Consider the following 22,178-nt stretch of genomic DNA (forward strand, 5'->3'; position numbering starts at 1 on the left):
GCGATGGCTCAGAGTAGAGCGGCGCGCCTGGCGCCTGTGGTCGAGATGGCCGAGGCTGCCGAGCGAACGGCGGCTCAGCGTCTCGGGCATTTTCAGGGGCAGGTCAACCTGGCCAACAACAAACTGCAGGAGCTGGACCAGTTCCGCCAGGATTATCAGCAGCAATGGTTGCAGCGCGGCAGTGCCGGGGTTTCCGGGCAATGGTTGCTGGGCTATCAACGCTTTCTCAGTCAGCTGGACGTCGCGGTTGCACAGCAATATAAAAGCCTCGAATGGCACACGGCCAATCTGGCTCGGGCGCGTACGGCCTGGCAGGACTGCTATGCGCGGGTCGAAGGCCTGCGCAAGCTGGTGCAGCGGTACATGGACGAAGCACGCAAGCTTGAAGACAAGCGCGAGCAAAAGCTGCTGGACGAACTGTCGCAGCGACTGCCGCGTCATGAACCATTCTGATTTTTGACCTAATCAGACCTGGCCTTCTGTTGGTCTGGTCTACGCTCTCAATGTCTCGTTGATGAAACACCTCGGAGTTCCCATGACAGTCACGTCCGAACGTTCGGCAGATGGTCGACAACTGACCCTTTTCATTGAGGGGCGCTTTGATTTTTCCGCCCATCAGGAATTTCGCGAGGCTTATGAGGACTGTCCGCAGGACCTGCATTACGTGGTGGACCTGCGTGGCACGCATTACCTGGACAGCTCGGCGCTGGGCATGCTGTTGCTGTTGCGTGATCATGCCGGTGGCGATAAAGCGGTGGTGCGTCTGATCAACTGCACGCCTGATGTCTGCACGATCCTCGCCATTTCAAACTTCTCGAAGCTGTTCCAGCTGGGCTGAACCTTTGCAGTCCTCCTTGAAAAACCTCTGCATTCTGATTGCCGACGACAGCACCAGTGACCGGTTGCTGCTGTCGACCATCGTTGCGCGTCAGGGGCACCGGGTATTGAGTGCTGCCAATGGCGTCGAAGCCGTGGCGATGTTCACCTCTGAAAGCCCGCATCTGATCCTGATGGACGCGATGATGCCGGTCATGGACGGTTTCGAGGCTGCACGGCGGATCAAGGCGCTGTCAGGCGAGTCGCTGGTGCCGATCATCTTCCTGACCTCGCTTACCGAAGGTGAGGCATTGGCGCGCTGTCTGGATGCTGGCGGCGATGATTTCATGTCAAAGCCTTACAATCCCCTGGTTCTGGCCGCCAAGATCAATGCCATGAACCGCTTGCGAGTACTGCACGAGACTGTTCGTCAGCAGCGTGATCAGATTTCCAGACATCATGAATACCTGCTTAACGAACAGCGCGTCGCCAAAGCCGTGTTTGATCAGGTGGCACATGCCGGGTGTCTGGGGGCGAGCAATATCCGCTACCTGCAGTCGCCCTATGCGCTGTTCAACGGTGACCTGATGCTGGCCGCCTACACCCCGGCAGGTCATATGCAGGTGTTGCTCGGGGACTTCACTGGCCACGGACTGCCGGCTGCCGTGGGCGCCATGCCGCTGGCCGAGGTGTTTTATGGCATGACCGCCAAGGGTTACGGTCTGGTGGCCATTCTTCGTGAGATGAATGCCAAGCTGAAGCGCATTTTGCCGGTGGACATGTTCTGTTGTGCGACGCTGCTGTGCGTCAACCTCCAGCAGCGTCAGGTCGAGGTGTGGAACGGCGGATTGCCGGACGGTTATCTACTGCGTGGCACTGAAGGCGAGCACGTGCCGCTGGCGTCGAATTACCTGCCTCTGGGCGTCTTGAGTGTCGATGCGTTCGACGCGCACACCCAGGTCTACCCGTTGGCGCCGGGCGACCGGATCTTCCTGCTGTCCGATGGCGTACTCGACACCAGCGACAGCCGTGATGAGTTATTCGGCGCGCAACGTCTGCGCGGCGTGCTGTCCGCCAATCGCGAGCCGCAACTGCTAATCCAGGAAATTCTTCAGGCACTCAACGATTTTGGCGGCAAGGCCCGAGACGATGTAAGCCTGCTTGAAATCAGCGCGGTCGAAGAGCCGCTTGACCGCCTGCCGGCCCTGACGTACTCCGACAGTGGCGCATCGAGCCCGCTGGACTGGTCATCGAGCTTCGAACTGCGTGCTTCGACCCTCAGGCGTTTCAATCCACTGCCTTACGTGCTGCAATTGCTGCTTGAAGTGCATGGTTTGCGCAATCAGGGCGCCGCGTTACATATGGTACTGGGCGAGCTGTACAGCAATGCGCTGGAGCACGGCGTGCTAGGGTTGGATTCTGCACTGAAGCATGATGCGGCGGGTTTTGCGCTTTATTATCAGCAGCGGGCCGAGCGTCTTGGCGCTCTGGAGTCAGGGTTCATCCGCATGACTCTGCACGTTGAACCTGTCGGTGAAGGAGGGCGCCTGACCCTCAGCGTCGAAGACAGTGGTGACGGATTTGATGCAGAACGGCTGCATATATTGAAACCTGCGAGCGATAAGCTGTACGGTCGCGGGCTGCGTCTGGTGCGCGAGTTGAGTCACAAGGCCAACTGGTCCAGGGATGGCAGGACCGCGTGCGTGGAATTTACCTGGGAGGGAGTGGCATAATCCGTTCCACAGTCTTGATCAAGGAGTGAACAAGTGTCGATTCATCTGGATTACAGCGTGTTGAATGCTCTGCAGGAAGTCATGGAGGATGAATATCCGACATTGCTGGATGTGTTTCTCAAGGATTCCGAACAGCGCATTGTGCAACTTCGCCAGGCTGTCGAGACCGGAAACATGGACCTGCAGGAGCTTAGCCTCACGGCCCACAGCTTCAAAGGCAGCAGTAGCAACATGGGTGCGTTGCGCCTTTCCGATCTGTGCAGACAGCTTGAAGATCGTGCCCGTCAGCATCAGTCGCTGGGGCTGGCAGAGTTGGTCGGCAAGATTGATAACGAGTACCTGACCATCCGTGGTCTGTTCAACGCAGAGCGGCAGTTTTTTATCAGCTGATCTGCCGCTTTCGGCCGATCTGGCCGCCTTCACGAGTTGGCCCGTATATTGCTAAGTTCTGGTGGTAAGGCGATTACCAGCTGCTTATGCGGAGACCGAAATGCCACTTTCCACCAATGCCCTTCTTCAGGCCACGAACGCTGCGACCTCCAGGTCCGGTGCCGTCAATAATTCGGTCAAATCCGCCGACAGCAGCAAAGACGGGGCTTCCAGCTTTTCCAACGTCTATGCAAAGCAGACCAGGGACAGCGTGGCGCCACGTGATGATGCGCCGGTCAAGCAGAGCCGTGACAAGTCGGCGCCTGACAAAGACAAGGTTGCCGCAGGTAAGGACAAGCCGGTAAACGACCCGTCGAATGCCGCTGACAAGTCGACCGTTGCCGATAGCGGCAATGACTTGCCTGCCAAATCTGCTGCTGCGGATGGCGACGCCGCGAAGTCCGAAACCGCCCCGGATGATGCTCAGGCACAGGCATCTGCCGACCCTGCGCTGGCTGAAGGTCAGGTAGCTGTCGACCCCGCTCTGGACCCGGCTTTGCAGGCAATGGCGGCACAAGTGCCTGCCTTGCCAGCTGCATCCGCAGTCAAGCCGCAGACGCCAGACGCCAGCGCCACACCGTCTATCGCATCGCTGGCAGTTGGTCAGGCGGCGGTTCCTGCAAAAGCCGAAGCCGCGTTCAATCCGGATGCCGACCCGCTGGATGGCCTTGATGCCGTGCAGTTGGCGCTTGAAAATGCCACCGCGAAAACCCAGTTGGCCGCGCAGAATGCCCAAGCCGCCAACAAGGCGACGCCTTCGAACGCGGAGGCTGACCCAGCGCAGAATTTAGTCAATAACCTGTCGGTTTTGAGTGAGCAACTGCCATCGGATGAAAGCAGTACCGAGAGCAGCGACAAATCGTTCAGCGGTCTGATCGGCGAGGGCCTGAAGGACGTCAAAGGGGCTGCCGGTGACACGCGTGTAGACAATTTCGCTGATCGTCTGGCTGCCCTCAGTCAGGCCGCGCAGCCTGCACGCACTGCGGCCGCACCTGCTGCGCCGTTGATGAATCAGCCGCTGGCCATGCATCAAAGTGGCTGGACCGAAGGCATTGTCGATCGCGTGATGTACCTGTCGAGCCAGAACCTCAAGACCGCCGACATCAAGCTTGAGCCTGCCGAGCTTGGTCGTCTGGATATCCGCATCAACATGGCGCCGGATCAGCAAACCCAGGTGACCTTCATGAGCGCTCATCTAGGCGTGCGTGACGCGCTGGAAAACCAGATGTCGAAGCTGCGCGAGTCATTTGTTCAGCAAGGGCTGGGCAACGTCGACGTCAACGTTTCCGATCAATCGCAACAGCAGGCTCAGCAACAGGCTCAAGAGCAGGCAAGTCGCGCTCAGCGTGGTGGTCGTGGAAATGGCCTAAATACCAGCGATACATCGGATGATATTGCTGGCATTGACGCCGCCGTACCTGTCAGCCAGCCGGCGGCACGCGTGATCGGCACCAGCGAGATCGACTATTACGCCTGATACCGGGCTGATTGCTGCATCCATGTTCCTTCAACTCCTGTACCCGTTGCGAGCATCGGGGCAGGAGTCCTGTCTATTGCTGCATGACCCGGCTGCGTAACCAGTCGTGTCAGGCACATCTCCCGTTTCCCACAACTCTGGCATAACACTTGCTCTGCCTCTGTCACGTATTGAAGAAACTCTTGAATAGTGACGGATTATTGGCATGGCGCAGAGCGAAGAAGTTAAAGATCCCGCACCCAAAGGCAAAGGTAAACTCAAGCTCATCATAATCGCCGTTGTGGCGCTGTTGCTGGCGGTGGGCTTATCGGTGGGTGCGACCTGGTTCCTCATGCACAAGAGCGAGAGCAAGGAAGACCCGGCTGCTGCAGCCGCGGCGGCCAACGCCAAGCCAGTGGCGGTGTTCGAGCCGATGACTCCCGCCTTTGTGGTCAACTTCAACGCCAATGGCCGTCAGCGTTACATGCAGGTCAGCATTACCATGCTGGGCCGCAATGCTGCCGACATGGAGGCGCTTAAAGTACACATGCCTCTGATTCGTAATAATCTGGTGATGCTGTTCGCAGCCATCCCCTTCGAATCGCTGGCGTCGCCGATCGGTCAGGAAATGCTGCGTCAGAAAGCGACCGCGAGCATTCAGGAAGTGGCCCAGAAAGAACTCGGCAAGACTGTGATCGAACAGTTGCTCTTCACTAATTTCGTATTGCAGTAGGATCCTCACATGGCCGTGCAAGACCTGCTCTCCCAGGATGAGATCGACGCGCTGCTGCATGGCGTCGACGACGGGATGGTTCAGACCGACAACGCTGCCGAGCCTGGCAGTGTCAAAAGTTATGACCTGACCAGTCAGGACCGGATCGTCCGTGGGCGCATGCCGACACTGGAAATGATCAACGAGCGATTCGCCCGCTACACGCGTATCAGCATGTTCAACCTGCTGCGCCGCTCGGCGGATGTGGCGGTGGGCGGTGTTCAGGTCATGAAGTTCGGCGAGTACGTGCATTCGCTGTACGTCCCGACCAGCCTCAACCTGGCCAAGATCAAACCGTTACGCGGCACGGCGCTGTTCATTCTCGACGCCAAGCTGGTGTTCAAGCTGGTGGACAACTTTTTCGGTGGCGATGGCCGTCACGCCAAGATCGAAGGCCGTGAATTCACGCCGACCGAGTTGCGTGTAGTGCGCATGGTGCTGGATCAGGCCTTCATCGACCTCAAGGAAGCCTGGCAGGCGATCATGGAAGTCAACTTCGAGTACATCAACTCTGAAGTGAACCCGGCCATGGCCAACATCGTCGGGCCAAGCGAGGCGGTGGTGATCTCCACGTTCCATATCGAGCTGGATGGCGGTGGCGGCGACTTGCACGTGACCATGCCGTACTCAATGATCGAGCCGATCCGCGAGATGCTCGATGCCGGCTTCCAGTCCGACCTTGATGATCAGGACGAGCGCTGGGTGAACGCGCTCAAGGAAGACGTGCTGGATGTGAACGTACCACTCACGACCACCATCGCTCAGCGTCAGTTGCCCCTGCGGGACATCCTGCACATGCGCCCCGGCGATGTGATTCCGGTGGAATTGAGCGATTCGCTGGTCATGCGTGCCAACGGCGTGCCTTCTTTCAAGGTCAAGCTAGGCTCGCACAAGGGCAAGATGGCCCTGCAAGTAATCGAACCCATAGCGCGACGTTGACCTGTAAGGTCGATGTCGGAAATTTTGCGTAATTGAAATACTGCGTGCAGAGGACAACCGATGGCTGATGATAACGAAATGACGTCTGCTGAAGATCAGGCGCTGGCCGATGAGTGGGCTGCTGCTCTGGGCGAGGCTGGCGATGGCGGGCAGGCTGATATTGATGCCTTGCTGGCTGCCGACGCCGGTAATGCGGGTAGCCGTCTGGCCATGGAAGAGTTCGGCAGTGTGCCGAAGAACACCGGGCCGGTGACGCTGGACGGTCCGAACCTGGACGTGATTCTGGATATTCCGGTCTCGATCTCCATGGAAGTGGGCAGTACCGATATCAATATTCGCAACCTGCTGCAGCTCAACCAGGGCTCGGTCATCGAGCTGGATCGTCTGGCTGGCGAACCGCTGGACGTGCTGGTCAACGGCACACTCATCGCCCACGGCGAAGTGGTTGTGGTCAATGAAAAGTTCGGCATCCGTCTGACCGACGTGATCAGCCCGAGCGAACGCATCAAGAAGCTGCGCTGAATGAAGCGCTTGCTGAGTGTTCTGCTGATGTCGCCGTCGCTGGCCTGGGCTGTAGATCCCGCCGCTCAGACGGCGCCTGCGCAAGTGGCCAATACCGTGTCTGGTGGCATGGGCGGGCAGCTGGCACAGCTGCTGTTCGGCCTGATACTGGTGGTTGGTCTGATATTCGTTCTGGCATGGCTGATGCGCCGTGTGCAGAGCGCCGGCCCGAACAACAGTCAGGTCATCGAGCTGGTGGGTTCGCGCGCACTGGGGCCGCGTGATCGGCTGGTGCTGGTCCAGATCGGCAACGAGCAGGTACTGCTGGGTATCACGCCGGGCCGAATCACGCCCCTGCATGTGCTCAAGGAACCGGTTCAGGTGCCTGTGCGTGAGCAAACGACACCTGAATTCGCTCAGCGCCTTATGGAGCTGATGGGCAAGGATAAGGACAAGAAGTAATGGGCGCCTTGCGTTTCCTGATACTGCTGATGCTGGTCATGGTGGCGCCTGCGGTCCTGGCTGCCGACCCTTTGTCGATACCGGCGATCACCCTGTCCAACAGCACGGACGGCCAGCAGGAGTATTCGGTCAGTCTGCAGATTCTGCTGATCATGACCGCGCTGAGCTTCATTCCTGCGTTTGTCATGCTGATGACCAGTTTTACCCGGATCATCATCGTCTTCTCGATCCTGCGTCAGGCCCTGGGTCTGCAGCAGACACCGTCGAACCAGATACTGACCGGCATGGCGCTGTTTCTGACCATGTTCATCATGGCGCCGGTCTTCGACCGTGTTAATCAGGACGCATTGCAGCCTTATCTGGCTGAAAAGCTGTCAGCGCAGGACGCGGTTGCCAAGGCGCAGGTGCCGATCAAGGACTTCATGCTGGCGCAGACGCGTACCAGTGATCTCGAGCTGTTCATGCGGCTGTCCAAGCGCACCGATATTCCGACGCCGGATGCTGCGCCGCTGACCATTCTGGTTCCGGCGTTCGTGATCTCCGAGCTCAAGACGGCGTTTCAGATCGGCTTCATGATCTTTATTCCGTTCCTGATCATCGACCTGGTGGTGGCCAGTGTGCTGATGGCCATGGGTATGATGATGCTGTCGCCACTGATCATATCCCTGCCGTTCAAGATCATGCTGTTTGTGCTGGTAGATGGCTGGGCGTTGATTGTCGGCACTCTGGCCGGCAGTTTTGGTGGCGTATGAGCCGTTTTGACGAGGAGTCTGCCCGATGACGCCGGAAGTTGCCGTCGATCTGTTTCGCGAAGCGCTGTGGCTGACCACCGTGCTGGTTGCGATTCTTGTAGTGCCCAGTCTGTTATGCGGCCTGCTGGTAGCGATGTTCCAGGCTGCTACCCAGATCAACGAACAGACATTGAGCTTTCTGCCGCGTTTGCTGGTCATGCTTGTGACCCTGATCGTCATCGGCCCCTGGCTGCTGAAAATATTCATGGAATACATGCTGTCGCTGTACACCAGTATTCCGACGCTGATCGGCTAGCGCCGAATGCAGCCGATGCTTGCGCTGACCGATACCCAGATCAGTACCTGGGTGGCGGCCTTCATGCTGCCGCTTTTTCGCATCATCGCGCTGCTGACGACCATGCCGGTCATCGGTACGACGCTGGTGCCCCGTCGCGTGCGCATGTATCTGGCCTTCGCCATCACCGTGGTGGTCGCGCCAGCCTTGCCTGACATGCCTCCGGTCCAGGCGCTCGACCTGAGCGCCTTGTTGTTGATTGGCGAGCAGATCATCATCGGGGCCGGCATGGGCCTTTCGCTGCAGTTGTTCTTCCATATCTTTGTGATCGCGGGGCAGATCATCTCGACGCAGATGGGCATGGGCTTTGCCTCGATGGTCGACCCCACCAACGGCGTGTCTTCAGCCACCATCGGGCAATTTTTCACGCTGTTGGTGACTCTATTGTTTTTGTCCATGAATGGCCATCTGGTGGTGCTGGAAATCCTCGTCGAGAGCTTTACCAGCATGCCGGTTGGCAGCGGCCTGCTGGTCAACAATTTCTGGGAGCTGGCAAACGGCCTGGGCTGGGTTTTGGGTTCCGGGCTGAGGCTGGTATTGCCGGCGATCACGGCGTTGCTGATCATCAACATCGCTTTCGGTGTCATGACCCGCGCTGCGCCACAGCTCAACATTTTTTCCATCGGTTTCCCGCTGACTCTGGTGATGGGCATGGTCATTCTGTGGATGACGATGGGCGACATTCTCAACCAGTATCAGCCGATTGCCACCCAGGCACTGCAGATGTTGCGCGATATGGTGAGGGCTCGTTGAGATGGCAGAAAACGAGAACGGTCAGGATAAAACAGAAGACCCCACGGAAAAAAAGGTCAAGGACGCTCGTGCCGATGGTCAGATTGCGCGCTCCAAGGAACTGACCACGCTGGTGGTGATGTTGATGGGGGCGGGCGGTTTGCTTATGTTCGGTTCTGACATTGCCGCGATGATGTCGGAGCTGATGCGTGACAACTTCACGATCACGCGTGAAACGCTGATGGATCAGTCTTACATGGGCAAGGCTTTGCTCAGTTCCGGGCTGCATGCGCTGGTGGTGATTCTGCCGTTTCTGATTGCCATGCTGGTGGCAGCGCTGGTGGGGCCGATCATGCTCGGCGGCTGGCTGTTCACAACCAAGTCCCTGATGCCCAAATTCAGCCGGATGAACCCTGCTGCAGGGCTCAAGCGTATGTTTTCGCCACACGCGCTGGTCGAGCTGCTCAAGTCTTTAGGCAAATTCCTGATCATTCTGGCGGTGGCGCTGGCGGTGCTGAACAGCGAGCGCAAGGACCTGGTTGCTATTGCCCACGAGCCGCTCGAGCAGGCGATGATCCACAGCTTGATGGTGGTGGGCTGGAGCAGCTTCTGGATGGCTTGCGGACTGATGTTCATTGCGGCAGCGGATGTACCGTTTGTGCTGTATGAGGCGCACAAGAAGCTGCTGATGACCAAGCAGGAAGTGCGCGACGAGCACAAGAACAGCGAAGGCAGCCCTGAGGTCAAGCAGCGGATTCGCCAGTTGCAGCGCGAGATGTCTCAGCGGCGGATGATGGCATCGATCCCCGAGGCCGATGTCATCATTACCAACCCGACACACTTTGCCGTGGCCTTGAAGTACGACCCTGAAAAAGGTGGGGCGCCCATGCTGCTGGCCAAGGGCACTGACCTTGTTGCCCTGAAGATTCGCGAGATTGGTGCGCATAACCAGATACTCATTCTGGAATCCGCTGCCTTGGCCCGGTCCATCTACTACAGCACTGATCTGGATCAGGAAATTCCAGCCGGGCTGTACCTGGCAGTGGCTCAGGTACTGGCGTACGTCTACCAGATCCGCCAGTTCCATGCCGGCCAGGGCAAGCGCCCAGACCCGCTGGGCGATGTTAAAATCCCCCCTGACCTGCAGCGCGATTCCTGATCGTCAGAAAGGGCGTCTCGCCTGATGAGGGCATTGCCACGCTGAGCGTGAGGAACGATAGGTGTTTGCAGGACCGCTATCGTATGCATGTTCTGCGTCACACATCTTTAGTCTGGCTAGATACAAGACTTAATTCCAATTCAGGCCTGAATTTCGTGCGAGAAGGGCATGCTCGCTTTGCGCGATTTCTGTCTCTAAAGCCTTGCCGCCACTGGCGTTGTAAAAGTTGGACAGCTTTTTGCAACAGGGTCGATACAGGTCGCCATCGGCGTCAATGTTTTGATCTAGTGCGCAGGTAACGAATCAGTGGATCGCTCTCAATTACTCAGTAGCGCACGCAGCAATATCTCTGGCCTGGGTCGCGGTCAGCTAGGCGTTCCGTTGTTGTTGCTGGTCATGCTGGCAATGATGATGTTGCCCATTCCTCCTTTTTTGCTGGACGTGTTCTTCACGTTCAACATCGCACTCTCGATCGTTGTGCTGCTGGTCTGCGTCTATGCACTTCGGCCGCTGGATTTCTCGGTGTTCCCGACCATCCTGCTGGTTGCCACGTTGCTGCGTCTGGCACTGAACGTCGCTTCCACCCGTGTAGTAATGCTTCACGGGCAGGACGGCCACGCTGCTGCGGGCAAGGTGATTCAGGCATTCGGTGAAGTAGTGATCGGCGGTAACTACGTCGTTGGTATCGTAGTGTTCGCGATTCTGATGATCATCAACTTCGTGGTTATCACCAAAGGTGCCGGTCGTATCTCCGAGGTGAGCGCACGTTTCACCCTCGATGCGATGCCCGGCAAGCAGATGGCGATCGACGCCGACCTCAATGCCGGCCTTATCGATCAGCCTGAAGCCAAGCGCCGTCGCGCCGAAGTGGCTCAGGAAGCCGAGTTCTACGGTTCGATGGACGGTGCCAGTAAATTCGTGCGCGGCGACGCCATTGCCGGGCTGCTGATTCTGTTCATCAACCTGATCGGCGGCACGCTGGTCGGTATCATGCAGCACAACATGTCGTTTGCCGATGCAGGCCGTGTCTACACCCTCTTGACCATTGGTGACGGTTTGGTGGCGCAATTGCCATCACTGCTGCTGTCCACTGCTGCCGCCATCATGGTGACCCGCGCTTCCGGTTCGGAAGAGATGGGCAAGCTGATCAATCGCCAGATGTTTGCCTCGCACAAAGCGCTTGGTGTGTCCGCTGCAATCATGATCGTCATGGGGCTGGTCCCGGGCATGCCGCACTTCTCTTTCATCAGCCTTGGTCTGGTGGCCGCAGGCGGCGCCTATATGTTGTGGAAGAAAGAAAACCAGGTGAAGGTCGAAGCCATCGCCGAAGTGCAGCGCCAGCAAGACCTGCTGCCATCACCGACCCGCGTTCAGGACTCCAAGGAGCTGGGCTGGGATGACGTGACCCCGATCGATATCATTGGTCTGGAAGTGGGCTACCGCCTGATTCCGCTGGTGGATCGCAATCAGGGTGGCCAATTGCTCGCGCGGATCAAGGGCGTGCGCAAGAAGCTGTCTCAGGAGCTGGGCTTTCTGATGCCGACCGTACACATTCGCGACAACCTCGATCTGGCGCCCAGCGCCTATCGTTTGACGCTGATGGGTGTGATTCTGGCCGAAGCCGAGATCTATCCGGATCGCGAACTGGCAATCAACCCCGGTCAGGTGTTCGGTACGCTGAACGGCATTACCGCCAGAGACCCGGCGTTTGGTCTGGAGGCTGTCTGGATCGAAATCAGCCAGCGCAGCCAGGCGCAGTCGCTGGGCTACACCGTGGTAGACGCCAGCACCGTGGTGGCAACCCACCTCAATCAGATTCTGTACAAGCATTCCCATGAGCTGATCGGGCACGAGGAAGTGCAGCAGTTGATGCAATTGTTGGCCAAAAGCTCGCCCAAGCTGGCTGAGGAGCTGGTGCCGGGTGTGTTGTCCCTGTCGTCGCTGCTCAACGTATTGCAAGCGCTGCTTTCCGAGCATGTGCCTGTGCGCGATATCCGCAGCATTGCAGAAGCTATCGCCAACAACGCTGGCAAGAGTCAAGATACCGCCGCTTTGGTGGCGGCAGTGCGGGTCGGTCTGAGCCGTGCAATCGTCCAAAGCATTGTAGGCATTGAGCCGGAGCTGCCTGTTATCACTCTGGAGCCAAGGTTGGAACAGATATTGCTCAATAGTCTTCAGAAGGCTGGTCAGGGTCAGGAAGAAGGCGTTTTGCTTGAGCCCAGCATGGCTGAAAAGCTCCAGCGTTCGTTGATAGAGGCCGCCCAGCGTCAAGAGATGCAAGGGTTGCCGGTAATTCTTCTGGTAGCAGGTCCTGTCCGGGCGATGCTGTCACGATTTGGACGATTGGCTGTACCGAACATGCATGTTCTGGCGTATCAGGAAATACCGGACAACAAGCAAGTAACCATCGTAGCGACTGTCGGGCCAAACGGCTGAGGTAGTGAGTCATGCAAGTTAAGCGATTTTTCGCCGCCGATATGCGTCAAGCCATGAAGCTGGTTCGCGATGAGCTGGGCGCCGAAGCGGCCATCATCGGTAACCGGCGCATTGCTGGTGGCGTCGAGCTGACTGCTGCTCTGGATTACAAGCTTTCTGCCCTGGCCCCGCGCGTGCCCAACATGGAGCTGGAAGACGAACTGCGCAAAACCCAGTCGCGCATCGTTTCCGCTCAGGCTGAACTGAACAATCGCAGTGACAGTGACGTGTCGGTCAACCTCCAGCTGTTTTCCGGCAAGACCGGCAGCGCTGCAGACACACACATCGAACCCACGCTTGAAGAGCCGCCACGTCCGTTTGCTGCCTATGCGTCTGCGCCTGCCGCAGAGCCTGCTGGCGGCCAGCGCGCCTTCGAGTCGATGCGTTCCGAACTGAATGGCCTGCGCGAGCTGCTGGAAGTCCAGCTGGGCTCCCTGGCCTGGAATCAGCTTCAGGGCAGCCGTCCGCAGCAGGCCAACCTCTGGCGCCGTCTGCAACGTGTCGGCTTGTCCGGCCCGCTGTCCCGCGACCTGCTGTCGATGATCCCCGACATAGACGAGCCTCGTCAGGCATGGCGCATGTTGCTGGCGCATCTGGCCCGCATGATTGCCGTGCCTGACATCGAGCCGCTGGAAGAGGGCGGCGTGATCGCCATGGTCGGTCCTGCCGGTATGGGCAAGACCACCACACTGGCCAAACTGGCAGCCCGCTACGTGCTGAAGTACGGCCCGCAGAATATCGCGCTGGTCAGCATGGACAGTTTCCGTATTGGTGCCCAAGAGCAGCTCAAGACGCTCGGGCGCATTCTCAACGTGCCGGTTACCCATGTCGATCCGGGCCAGTCTCTGGTTCAGGCTCTCGAGCCACTGCTGCGCAAGCGCGTGGTGCTGATCGATACCGCCGGCCTGCAGGCCAGTGATCCTGCGCTGCGCATGCAGCTGGAGAGTCTGGCAGGGCGTGGCATAAAATCGCGCAACTACCTGGTACTGGCAACAACTAGCCAGAAGCAGGTACTGACAGCGGCTTATCACAGTTACAAACGTTGTGGCCTGGCCGGATGCATTCTGACCAAGCTCGATGAAACAGCCAGCCTCGGCGAAGTCCTGAGCCTGGCGATCAGTCACGAACTACCAGTGGCCTACCTGACGGACGGTCCACGTATTCCTGAAGATCTGCATATTCCACGCCGTCACCAACTGGTTAGCCGTGCGGTGAGCGTTCAGATGCAGGATGAGCCGAGCGAGGAAGCGATGGCTGATATGTTTGCCGACCTCTATCACACCCCTGGCAAGAGAGTGGGTTAAGTGATGGATATTATTGAAATGTCCCTGCATCAACGGTCTGCCTGGCATTGTTCATTAGTGAATGTGCGGTTCTCGGTGTGGTTTCGGTCTACGCAAGACAAGGTAAAGAAATAACATGGGCAGCATGCATCCCGTACAGGTGATCGCGGTGACCGGCGGCAAAGGTGGCGTCGGTAAGACTAACGTGTCAGTGAACCTCTCACTGGCCCTCGCCGAGCTTGGCCGGCGCGTTATGCTGCTTGATGCCGATCTTGGTCTGGCCAATGTCGACGTCTTGCTGGGCCTGACGCCGAAGCGCACGCTTGCCGATGTCATAGAGGGTCGCTGCGAACTGCGCGATGTTCTATTGCAGGGGCCGGGCGGGGTTCGTATCGTGCCTGCAGCTTCCGGCACCCAGAGCATGGTGCATCTGTCTCCGGCCCAGCATGCCGGTCTGATCCAGGCGTTCAGCGATATTGGCGACAATCTCGACGTACTGGTGATCGACACGGCTGCCGGTATTGGCGAATCAGTGGTGAGCTTTGTGCGCGCTGCTCAGGAAGTGCTGCTGGTGGTGTGCGACGAGCCCACGTCGATCACCGATGCCTACGCCCTGATCAAACTGCTCAACCGCGACTACGGCATGAACCGCTTCCGGGTACTGGCCAACATGGCTCAGAGCCCTCAGGAAGGGCGCAACCTGTTCGCCAAGCTCACCAAAGTGACAGACCGTTTTCTTGATGTTGCCCTGCAGTATGTAGGCGCTGTGCCGTATGACGAATGCGTGCGCAAGGCCGTGCAGAAACAGCGTGCCGTCTACGAAGCATTCCCGCGTTCCAAATGTGCACTGGCGTTCAAGGCTATTGCCCAGAAGGTTGATACCTGGCCGTTGCCGGCCAATCCGCGGGGTCATCTCGAGTTCTTCGTTGAGCGACTCGTTCACCAGACCAGTGCGGGGCCTGTGCAATGACTGCGAGCGGCTACCAGATGTACAGCAAGACTTCTCGGAACTCACAATATGAGCTGATCGAGCGCTATGCGCCTTTGGTCAAGCGCATTGCCTACCACTTGCTGGCGCGTTTGCCAGCCAGCGTGCAGGTCGAGGATCTGATCCAGGCCGGCATGATCGGTCTGCTTGAAGTCTCTACCAAATATGACTCCACCAAGGGTGCGAGCTTCGAGACCTATGCCGGCATTCGTATCCGTGGTGCGATGCTCGATGAGGTCCGCAAGGGTGACTGGGCTCCGCGTTCGGTACACCGCAATACGCGCATGGTCAGTGACGCAATTCGGGCAATTGAAGCTAAAACCGGTCGTGACGCTAAAGATCACGAGGTTGCTGCCGAACTCCAGTTGAGTCTTGATGATTATTACGGGATTTTGAATGACACCTTGGGCAGCCGCCTTTTCAGTTTCGACGACCTTTTGCAGGACGGCGATCATGAAGGGCTGCACGAGGACGGTGCAAGCGGTTCGCTTGAGCCGTCGCGCGATCTGGAAGACGAGCGCTTCCAGGCTGCGTTGGCCGATGCAATTGCCAATCTGCCAGAGCGTGAGCGTCTGGTGTTGGCGCTGTACTACGACGAAGAGCTGAATCTCAAGGAAATCGGAGAGGTTCTTGGGGTCAGCGAATCTCGAGTCAGTCAGTTACACAGCCAGTGCGCAGCTCGTTTGCGAGGGCGTTTGGGGGAGTGGCGAGCGCGTTGACGGCAATCCGCGACGCAAGTCGCGAGTTGTCTGCATGCCGGCTGTGCAAAGCGTTACGTGGTAACAGGATGAACGAGACGCAAGCCCATCGAGCATTGTCTCGATGGGCTTTCGTTCAAGGTCTTTGCCTGTCGTTGTGCCAAGCCCGTCGTCGTTTCGTATAGCTGGAGGTGTGCTGTGCCAGTATTGAGTGAACAGCGTGTTCAGGTGCTGAATGCGTTAAAGACTGCTTGGAGGTCGAATTGGACAAGAACATGAAAATCCTCATCGTTGATGACTTCTCAACGATGCGGCGGATCATCAAGAACCTTTTGCGTGATCTGGGGTTTACCAACACATCGGAAGCGGATGATGGTCTGACCGCACTGCCGATGCTGCAAAGCGGTGCCTTTGACTTTCTGGTGACCGACTGGAACATGCCTGGCATGTCCGGTATCGATCTGTTGCGTCAGGTCCGTGCGGATGATCGCCTCAAGAATCTTCCCGTGCTGATGGTCACTGCAGAAGCCAAGCGTGAGCAGATCATTGAAGCTGCTCAGGCCGGGGTGAACGGTTATGTAGTCAAGCCATTCACGGCTCAAGCGCTGAAAGAGAAGATCGAAAAGATCTTTGACCGCGTCAATAGCTGATGCATGCCGCGAGGGCGCTATGGATAACAATGATTCGATGGCCGACTTTGAGTCGACCCTAAAAAGACACGCGCAGGAACTCGTTACCAGCCTTGAAAAGGGTCGTTTCGGCGAGGCTGTGCAACTGATCCATGAGCTCAATCAGACACGTGACCGCGGCCTTTATCAGGAAGTGGGCAAGCTGACTCGTGAGCTTCACAGTGCAATCGTCAACTTTCATATCGATCCGCACATGCCTCAGGCCGAGGAAGTGTCGCAAATCACCGACGCCACCGAACGCCTGTCGTACGTGGTCAGGCTGACCGAGAACGCAGCCAACCGCACGATGGACCTGGTCGAGGAAAGTACGCCGGTCATGAATGGCTTGAGTTCCGACGCCAAGGCTTTGAGCGAGGATTGGGGGCGTTTCATGCGCCGCGAAATCAGCGCTGAAGAGTTTCGCGAGCTGGCCAAGCGAGTCGACGGTTTTCTGACGCGCACCGAAAAGGAAACCCACCAGGTTGCAGGCCATCTCAACGATATTCTGCTTGCTCAGGATTATCAGGACCTTACGGGGCAGGTGATCAAGCGCGTTACGCAGCTGGTCACTGAAGTTGAGAGCAATCTGCTCAAGCTGGTGCTCATGGCCAGCCATGTCGATCGCTTCGCAGGCATCGAACATGACGAAGAATCCATCCTTGCAGAAAAAGATCCTAAAAAACATCTCGCCAAGGGTGAAGGTCCGCAGATTCATGCCGATAAACGTGAAGACGTCGTATCCGGACAGGATGATGTAGACGATCTGCTATCGAGCCTCGGCTTCTAAGGTCTGTTGACGGTTAATTTAGGGAGCACCCCATGAGCTTCGGCGCCGATGAAGAAATCCTTCAGGATTTTCTGGTAGAGGCCGGCGAAATTCTGGAGCAGTTGTCAGAGCAGTTGGTCGAGCTGGAAAGCCGACCGGATGATGCTGACCTGCTCAATGCAATTTTTCGCGGTTTTCACACTGTAAAAGGCGGCGCCGGCTTCCTCCAGCTCCATGAGCTGGTGGAGTGCTGCCACATCGCCGAAAACGTCTTCGACATCCTGCGCAAGGGTGAGCGTCGCGTTGATTCCGAACTGATGGATGTGGTCCTGGAGGCTCTGGACACCGTCAACAGCATGTTTGGTCAAGTACGAGAAAGAACCAACGTCACCCCGGCGACACCTGAGCTGCTGGCTGCCCTGGCGCGGCTGGCTGAGCCACAGTCTGCGGATGTGGTCGAAGCGCCAGAGCCAGAGCCGCAACCAGTGGCCGAGGCAGTTGCCCCGGCGGCTCAGGCTCAGGCTCAGGCCGACGGCGACATTACCGATGATGAATTCGAGCAACTGCTGGATTCGCTGCACGGCACCAGCCCGGTGTCTGTGGCCACGCCAGTGGCAGCTGCTGCTGCACCTGCGCCGGTGGGCGATGAAATCACCGACCAGGAATTCGAATCGCTGCTTGATCAGCTGCACGGCAAGGGCAAGTTTGCACCCGACGCCGCAGCTGCTCCGGCGCCTGCTGCCAAGAGCGCCGCTGCTGCGCCCGCCGGTGATGAAATCACTGACGACGAGTTCGAGGCGCTGCTTGATCAGTTGCATGGCAAAGGTTCTTTCGACGCTGCTGTAGCCGCTCCGGTTGCCGCTGCACCTGCGCCCGCAGCTGTCGCTGCAAAGCCTGCGCCTGCTGCGAAGGCATCGGACGAAATCACCGATCACGAATTCGAAAACCTGCTGGATGAGTTGCACGGCAAAGGCAAGTTCGAACCTCAGGCTATCGCTGCCAAGGCACCTGCGGCTGCTCCTGCTGCCCCGGCGCCTGTGGCCAAGCCTGCTGCAGCGCCCGCACCGGCTGCCAAGGCCGAGCCAGCCAAGCCCGCTCCAGCAGCTGCACCGGCACCGGCACCGGCACGAGCGCCGGCCCCAACCGGTGAAAAACCGGTCGCGACCGAAGCTGAAACCACTGTTCGCGTTGATACCGCCCGCCTGGACGAGATCATGAACATGGTGGGTGAGCTGGTGCTGGTTCGTAACCGTCTGGTTCGTCTGGGGCTCAACAGTGGCGATGAAGCCATGTCCAAGGCGGTTTCCAACCTTGACGTGGTGACGGCAGACCTGCAGACCGCGGTGATGAAAACGCGCATGCAGCCGATCAAGAAAGTCTTCGGACGCTTCCCGCGTCTGGTTCGCGACCTGGCCCGCCAGCTCAAGAAAGAGATCAACCTCGAGTTGGTCGGTGAAGAGACCGATCTCGACAAGAACCTCGTCGAGGCGCTTGCCGACCCGCTGGTCCACTTGGTGCGCAACGCGGTCGACCACGGTATCGAAACCCCGGAAGAGCGTGAAGCCACAGGCAAGTCTCGTGGCGGTCGGGTGATTCTTTCGGCAGAGCAGGAGGGCGACCATATCCTGTTGTCGATTTCCGATGACGGCAAGGGCATGGACCCTAACGTTCTGCGCTCCATCGCTGTCAAGCGTGGGGTCATGGACAAGGATGCGGCCGATCGGTTGAGTGACACCGATTGCTACAACCTGATCTTTGCTCCAGGTTTCTCGACCAAGACCGAAATCTCCGATGTCTCTGGCCGCGGTGTGGGCATGGACGTGGTGAAGACCAAGATTTCCCAGCTCAACGGCTCGATCAACATCTACTCGACCAAGGGCCAGGGCTCCAAGATCGTCATCAAGGTCCCGTTGACCCTGGCGATCATGCCGACCTTGATGGTGATGCTGGGCAACCAGGCATTCGCCTTCCCGCTGGTCAACGTCAACGAAATCTTCCACCTGAACCTTTCGACTACCAACGTGGTGGACGGTCAGGAAGTGGTGATCGTGCGTGACAAGGCCTTGCCGCTGTTTTACCTCAAGCGCTGGCTGGTCAGTTCCGCAGCTCATGAAGAGCAGCGAGAAGGGCACGTCGTGATTCTGACGGTTGGCACCCAGCGCATCGGCTTTGTCGTCGATCAACTGGTCGGTCAGGAGGAAGTGGTTATCAAACCGCTGGGCAAGATGCTGCAGGGTACGCCGGGTATGTCGGGCGCCACCATTACCGGTGACGGCCGCATTGCCTTGATTCTCGATGTACCCAGCATGCTCAAGCGATACGCCGCACGGCGTATTTGAATCCGGGGTTGCGGGCAGCCTGGCTGCCTGCAGCACCTATTGGAGTGTTTATGGCAGTCAAGGTCCTGGTGGTGGATGATTCCGGTTTTTTCCGCCGCCGCGTTACGGAAATTCTTTCTTCGGACCCCAACATTGTAGTTGTCGGCACCGCCACCAATGGCAAGGAAGCAATTGAGCAGGCGCTGGCGCTCAAGCCTGACGTCATCACCATGGACTACGAAATGCCGATGATGGATGGCATTACGGCAGTTCGCCATATCATGCAGCGTATTCCCACCCCGGTCTTGATGTTCTCGTCGCTGACGCACGAAGGTGCGCGCGTAACGCTGGACGCGCTTGATGCCGGTGCCGTGGATTTTCTGCCCAAGAATTTCGAAGACATTTCGCGCAATCCGCAAAAGGTCAAACAACTGCTGTGCGAGAAGATCAACAGTATCTCGCGTAGCAACCGCCGTTCGAGCGGTTTTGGTTCTGCCAGCGCATCATCTGCGGCACCAGCGCCTTCGACGATTTCGAGTCGTGCGCCAGCGCCGGCTACGCCCGCGCGTACTGTGCCTTCGCGTACGGCTGCTCCGGCCCCTGTTTCGGCGCCGGCAGCGCATGGGCATGCTCATCATGCGCCTGCGCCTGCGCACGCCACGACCACTGGCACCGCCAAGCGCAAGGCCTACAAACTGGTCGCTATCGGTACGTCGACTGGCGGTCCGGTTGCCCTGCAACGAGTACTGACCCAACTGCCAGCCAGTTTTCCGGCGCCCCTGGTCCTGATTCAGCACATGCCTGCGGCATTCACCAAGGCATTTGCCGAGCGTCTCGACAAACTGTGCAAGATCAGCGTCAAAGAGGCCGAGGACGGTGATGTTCTGCGTCCAGGGCTGGCGCTGCTGGCCCCTGGCGGCAAGCAGATGATGGTCGACGCTCGCGGCACGGTGAAGATTCTGCCAGGCGATGAACGCCTGAACTACAAGCCTTGCGTCGACATTACTTTCGGCTCGGCGGCCAAATCCTACGGCGACAAAGTGCTGTCGGTAGTATTGACCGGCATGGGCGCAGACGGCCGGGAGGGCGCACGCCTGCTCAAACAGGCGGGCAGTACCGTATGGGCGCAGGATGAAGCAAGCTGCGTGATCTATGGCATGCCGATGGCTATCGTCAAGGCGGACCTCGCCGACGCGATCTACAGCCTCGATGACATCGGTCGGCATCTGGTCGAGGCTTGTCTCTGATGGATGTACTGAGTCTTATCGGTCTGATTTTGGCGTTTGTCGCGATTATCGGCGGTAACTTTCTCGAAGGCGGACACCTCGGCGCATTACTCAATGGTCCGGCAGCCCTGATCGTGCTGGGCGGTACACTGGGCGCATCGCTGTTGCAATCACCGATGAGCGCGTTCATGCGCGCCATGAAGATCGTTCGGTGGATTGTTTTCCCGCCTCGCATCGATCTGCCCGGCGGTGTTGACAGGGTCATAGGCTGGAGCATGACCGCCCGCAAGGAAGGTTTGCTGGGGCTGGAAACTGTAGCCGACGCCGAGCCCGACAGTTATGCCCGCAAAGGCCTGCAACTGTTGGTGGACGGGGCTGAGCCAGCGGCGATCCGGAGCATTCTGGAAGTGGATTTCATCACTCAGGAAACCCGCGATATCCAGGCTGCCAAAGTATTCGAAAGCATGGGCGGCTACGCGCCGACCGTGGGCATCATCGGTGCAGTGATGGGGCTTATTCACGTGATGGGCAATCTGGCCGACCCGAGCCAGCTTGGCAGTGGCATTGCGGTTGCGTTTGTTGCCACCATCTACGGTGTGGCCATAGCCAACCTCATCCTGCTGCCGGTGGCCAACAAGCTCAAAGGTATTGCCCATCGTCAGTCACGCTACCGCGAAATGCTGCTCGAAGGTCTGTTGTCCATCGCCGAGGGTGAAAACCCGCGCTCCATCGAACTCAAGCTGCAAGGCTTCATGGAGTAACAGCGCATGGCTCGCCGACGTCAGCCCGAGGAACACGAAAATCATGAACGCTGGCTGGTGTCCTATGCCGACTTCATTACGTTGCTGTTCGCGTTTTTCGTGGTGATGTACTCCATATCTTCGATCAACGAAGGCAAGTACAAGATTCTGTCCCAAGCGCTGGTGGGGGTCTTCAACGACACGGAGCGGACCATGAAGCCGATCCCGATCGGCGAACAGCGTCCGGTGTCGACGAAGCCTGCCGAGCCCTTGCTCAAGGAAAGCGAGCAGACTGACGCCGGTATTGGGCAGGCGTCCGATGACCCGTTGCAGACTATTGCCCAGGATGTACGCGATGCGTTTGGCGACTTGATCAAGTCCGACCAGATGACCGTGCGCGGCAACGAGTTGTGGATAGAGATCGAGCTTAACTCCAGCCTGTTGTTTGTCAGTGGCGATGCCATGCCCAGCGACAAGGCATTCACCATCATTGAAAAGGTCTCCGATATCGTCAAACGCTTCGACAACCCGATCCATGTCGAAGGCTTCACTGATGATCAGCCGATCCGCACTGCACAGTTTCCGACCAACTGGGAACTCTCCTCGGCGCGCTCTGCCAGCATTGTGCGCATGCTGGCGATGGACGGCGTCAACCCGGCGCGGCTGGCCTCTGTAGGCTACGGCGAGTTTCAGCCTGTTGCTTCCAATGCCACCGCTGCCGGGCGCGCCAAGAACCGCCGTGTGGTGCTGGTTATCTCGCGAAACCTGGATGTTCGCCGCAGTCTGACCAGTGCAGGTTCCGCGAATGTGCAACCTGATGCTGCTTTAAGGCGTGCTGGCACACAAACTGCACCGGTGCCAGCAAAGCCGCCGGTACGCGCGAACGCCGTCAATTCTCCGTCACCCGCCCTCCAATAATCGTATCGGTATG

23 protein-coding genes are annotated in these 22,178 nt (G+C 58.2%); all 23 read left to right on the top strand.

What is annotated here, in order from left to right; genetic code table 11:
* Positions 1-3 precede the first annotated feature (3 nt).
* The 23 genes from fliJ (at position 4) to motD (ending at position 22,165) form a co-directional block, all read left to right on the top strand.
* Positions 4-453: a flagellar export protein FliJ gene (fliJ, locus tag POR16_RS08035; protein ID WP_005890105.1), complete on the top strand. Its 450-nt coding sequence runs from the start codon at positions 4-6 to the stop codon at positions 451-453.
* An 82-nt stretch (positions 454-535) separates the two neighbouring features.
* On the top strand, positions 536-838 hold the full coding sequence (locus POR16_RS08040; protein WP_005890106.1) for an STAS domain-containing protein: 303 nt from the start codon (positions 536-538) through the stop codon (positions 836-838).
* Positions 839-842: 4 nt separating this feature from the next.
* Positions 843-2,549, top strand: coding sequence for an ATP-binding SpoIIE family protein phosphatase (locus tag POR16_RS08045; protein WP_005890107.1), 1,707 nt, complete (start codon positions 843-845; stop codon positions 2,547-2,549).
* A gap of 33 nt (positions 2,550-2,582) precedes the next feature.
* Positions 2,583-2,939: an Hpt domain-containing protein gene (locus tag POR16_RS08050; RefSeq protein ID WP_005890108.1), complete on the top strand. Its 357-nt coding sequence runs from the start codon at positions 2,583-2,585 to the stop codon at positions 2,937-2,939.
* 100 nt (positions 2,940-3,039) lie between these two features.
* On the top strand, positions 3,040-4,455 hold the full coding sequence (locus tag POR16_RS08055; RefSeq protein WP_005890109.1) for a flagellar hook-length control protein FliK: 1,416 nt from the start codon (positions 3,040-3,042) through the stop codon (positions 4,453-4,455).
* Between the two features lie 205 nt (positions 4,456-4,660).
* A complete protein-coding gene (gene fliL / locus POR16_RS08060; protein ID WP_005890110.1) occupies positions 4,661-5,167 on the top strand; it encodes a flagellar basal body-associated protein FliL in 507 nt (168 codons plus the stop codon).
* A gap of 9 nt (positions 5,168-5,176) precedes the next feature.
* Positions 5,177-6,145 carry a flagellar motor switch protein FliM gene (fliM, locus tag POR16_RS08065; protein ID WP_005890111.1) on the top strand — a complete coding sequence of 323 codons (969 nt, stop codon included), beginning with the start codon at positions 5,177-5,179 and terminating at the stop codon, positions 6,143-6,145.
* 60 nt (positions 6,146-6,205) lie between these two features.
* Complete coding sequence (fliN, locus tag POR16_RS08070) at positions 6,206-6,667, top strand: flagellar motor switch protein FliN (protein WP_005890112.1); 462 nt, start codon at positions 6,206-6,208, stop codon at positions 6,665-6,667.
* A complete protein-coding gene (gene fliO / locus POR16_RS08075; RefSeq protein WP_005890113.1) occupies positions 6,668-7,108 on the top strand; it encodes a flagellar biosynthetic protein FliO in 441 nt (146 codons plus the stop codon).
* Positions 7,108-7,860, top strand: a complete 753-nt coding sequence (gene fliP / locus POR16_RS08080; RefSeq protein ID WP_005890114.1) for a flagellar type III secretion system pore protein FliP — start codon at positions 7,108-7,110, stop codon at positions 7,858-7,860. The genes fliO and fliP overlap by 1 nt, the downstream gene beginning before the upstream one ends.
* Before the next feature lie 25 nt (positions 7,861-7,885).
* A complete protein-coding gene (locus POR16_RS08085) occupies positions 7,886-8,155 on the top strand; it encodes a flagellar biosynthetic protein FliQ (RefSeq protein WP_002554277.1) in 270 nt (89 codons plus the stop codon).
* 6 nt (positions 8,156-8,161) lie between these two features.
* The gene (fliR, locus tag POR16_RS08090) at positions 8,162-8,947 is read left to right on the top strand and encodes a flagellar biosynthetic protein FliR (RefSeq protein ID WP_032618644.1); all 786 of its coding nucleotides are present in this window, start codon (positions 8,162-8,164) and stop codon (positions 8,945-8,947) included.
* A gap of 1 nt (position 8,948) precedes the next feature.
* Complete coding sequence (gene flhB, locus POR16_RS08095) at positions 8,949-10,085, top strand: flagellar biosynthesis protein FlhB (RefSeq protein WP_005890117.1); 1,137 nt, start codon at positions 8,949-8,951, stop codon at positions 10,083-10,085.
* A 306-nt stretch (positions 10,086-10,391) separates the two neighbouring features.
* Entirely contained in the window at positions 10,392-12,521 is a 2,130-nt protein-coding gene (gene flhA / locus POR16_RS08100; RefSeq protein WP_005890119.1) for a flagellar biosynthesis protein FlhA, read from the top strand.
* Between the two features lie 11 nt (positions 12,522-12,532).
* Positions 12,533-13,864 (top strand): flagellar biosynthesis GTPase FlhF, encoded by a 1,332-nt coding sequence (flhF, locus tag POR16_RS08105; RefSeq protein WP_005890121.1) that lies wholly within the window; start codon positions 12,533-12,535, stop codon positions 13,862-13,864.
* Between the two features lie 115 nt (positions 13,865-13,979).
* Entirely contained in the window at positions 13,980-14,813 is an 834-nt protein-coding gene (fleN, locus tag POR16_RS08110) for a flagellar synthesis regulator FleN (protein WP_024670733.1), read from the top strand.
* Positions 14,810-15,550 carry an RNA polymerase sigma factor FliA gene (gene fliA, locus POR16_RS08115; protein ID WP_003378731.1) on the top strand — a complete coding sequence of 247 codons (741 nt, stop codon included), beginning with the start codon at positions 14,810-14,812 and terminating at the stop codon, positions 15,548-15,550. Before fleN ends, fliA begins: the two co-directional genes overlap by 4 nt.
* Before the next feature lie 254 nt (positions 15,551-15,804).
* Positions 15,805-16,179 (top strand): chemotaxis response regulator CheY, encoded by a 375-nt coding sequence (locus POR16_RS08120; RefSeq protein ID WP_172678989.1) that lies wholly within the window; start codon positions 15,805-15,807, stop codon positions 16,177-16,179.
* A gap of 19 nt (positions 16,180-16,198) precedes the next feature.
* Entirely contained in the window at positions 16,199-16,984 is a 786-nt protein-coding gene (locus POR16_RS08125) for a protein phosphatase CheZ (protein ID WP_005890129.1), read from the top strand.
* A 32-nt stretch (positions 16,985-17,016) separates the two neighbouring features.
* Positions 17,017-19,302, top strand: a complete 2,286-nt coding sequence (locus POR16_RS08130; RefSeq protein ID WP_122381085.1) for a chemotaxis protein CheA — start codon at positions 17,017-17,019, stop codon at positions 19,300-19,302.
* Positions 19,303-19,352: 50 nt separating this feature from the next.
* Positions 19,353-20,528 carry a protein-glutamate methylesterase/protein-glutamine glutaminase gene (locus tag POR16_RS08135; RefSeq protein WP_122381084.1) on the top strand — a complete coding sequence of 392 codons (1,176 nt, stop codon included), beginning with the start codon at positions 19,353-19,355 and terminating at the stop codon, positions 20,526-20,528.
* Positions 20,528-21,268, top strand: coding sequence for a flagellar motor protein (locus POR16_RS08140; protein ID WP_005890135.1), 741 nt, complete (start codon positions 20,528-20,530; stop codon positions 21,266-21,268). Before POR16_RS08135 ends, POR16_RS08140 begins: the two co-directional genes overlap by 1 nt.
* Positions 21,269-21,274: 6 nt before the next feature.
* Positions 21,275-22,165 (top strand): flagellar motor protein MotD, encoded by an 891-nt coding sequence (gene motD, locus POR16_RS08145; RefSeq protein ID WP_005890136.1) that lies wholly within the window; start codon positions 21,275-21,277, stop codon positions 22,163-22,165.
* Positions 22,166-22,178 lie beyond the last annotated feature (13 nt).

Source organism: Pseudomonas coronafaciens pv. oryzae str. 1_6 (assembly GCF_000156995.2).
GTDB classification, from domain to species: Bacteria; Pseudomonadota; Gammaproteobacteria; order Pseudomonadales; family Pseudomonadaceae; genus Aquipseudomonas; species Aquipseudomonas tremae.

Excerpts from the sequence above, each read along its gene's own strand:
- fliO (WP_005890113.1), top strand. The coding sequence starts at position 6,668 with ATGAAGCGCTTGCTGAGTGTTCTGCTGATGTCGCCGTCGCTGGCCTGG.
- POR16_RS08055 (WP_005890109.1), top strand. The coding sequence starts at position 3,040 with ATGCCACTTTCCACCAATGCCCTTCTTCAGGCCACGAACGCTGCGACC.
- fliR (WP_032618644.1), top strand. The coding sequence starts at position 8,162 with ATGCAGCCGATGCTTGCGCTGACCGATACCCAGATCAGTACCTGGGTG.
- POR16_RS08135 (WP_122381084.1), top strand. The coding sequence starts at position 19,353 with ATGGCAGTCAAGGTCCTGGTGGTGGATGATTCCGGTTTTTTCCGCCGC.
- fliL (WP_005890110.1), top strand. The coding sequence starts at position 4,661 with ATGGCGCAGAGCGAAGAAGTTAAAGATCCCGCACCCAAAGGCAAAGGT.
- motD (WP_005890136.1), top strand. The coding sequence starts at position 21,275 with ATGGCTCGCCGACGTCAGCCCGAGGAACACGAAAATCATGAACGCTGG.
- POR16_RS08140 (WP_005890135.1), top strand. The coding sequence starts at position 20,528 with ATGGATGTACTGAGTCTTATCGGTCTGATTTTGGCGTTTGTCGCGATT.
- POR16_RS08130 (WP_122381085.1), top strand. The coding sequence starts at position 17,017 with ATGAGCTTCGGCGCCGATGAAGAAATCCTTCAGGATTTTCTGGTAGAG.
- flhF (WP_005890121.1), top strand. The coding sequence starts at position 12,533 with ATGCAAGTTAAGCGATTTTTCGCCGCCGATATGCGTCAAGCCATGAAG.
- fliN (WP_005890112.1), top strand. The coding sequence starts at position 6,206 with ATGGCTGATGATAACGAAATGACGTCTGCTGAAGATCAGGCGCTGGCC.
- POR16_RS08120 (WP_172678989.1), top strand. The coding sequence starts at position 15,805 with ATGAAAATCCTCATCGTTGATGACTTCTCAACGATGCGGCGGATCATC.
- flhB (WP_005890117.1), top strand. The coding sequence starts at position 8,949 with ATGGCAGAAAACGAGAACGGTCAGGATAAAACAGAAGACCCCACGGAA.
- fliM (WP_005890111.1), top strand. The coding sequence starts at position 5,177 with ATGGCCGTGCAAGACCTGCTCTCCCAGGATGAGATCGACGCGCTGCTG.
- fliA (WP_003378731.1), top strand. The coding sequence starts at position 14,810 with ATGACTGCGAGCGGCTACCAGATGTACAGCAAGACTTCTCGGAACTCA.
- POR16_RS08040 (WP_005890106.1), top strand. The coding sequence starts at position 536 with ATGACAGTCACGTCCGAACGTTCGGCAGATGGTCGACAACTGACCCTT.
- POR16_RS08085 (WP_002554277.1), top strand. The coding sequence starts at position 7,886 with ATGACGCCGGAAGTTGCCGTCGATCTGTTTCGCGAAGCGCTGTGGCTG.
- POR16_RS08125 (WP_005890129.1), top strand. The coding sequence starts at position 16,199 with ATGGATAACAATGATTCGATGGCCGACTTTGAGTCGACCCTAAAAAGA.
- fliJ (WP_005890105.1), top strand. The coding sequence starts at position 4 with ATGGCTCAGAGTAGAGCGGCGCGCCTGGCGCCTGTGGTCGAGATGGCC.
- fleN (WP_024670733.1), top strand. The coding sequence starts at position 13,980 with ATGGGCAGCATGCATCCCGTACAGGTGATCGCGGTGACCGGCGGCAAA.
- fliP (WP_005890114.1), top strand. The coding sequence starts at position 7,108 with ATGGGCGCCTTGCGTTTCCTGATACTGCTGATGCTGGTCATGGTGGCG.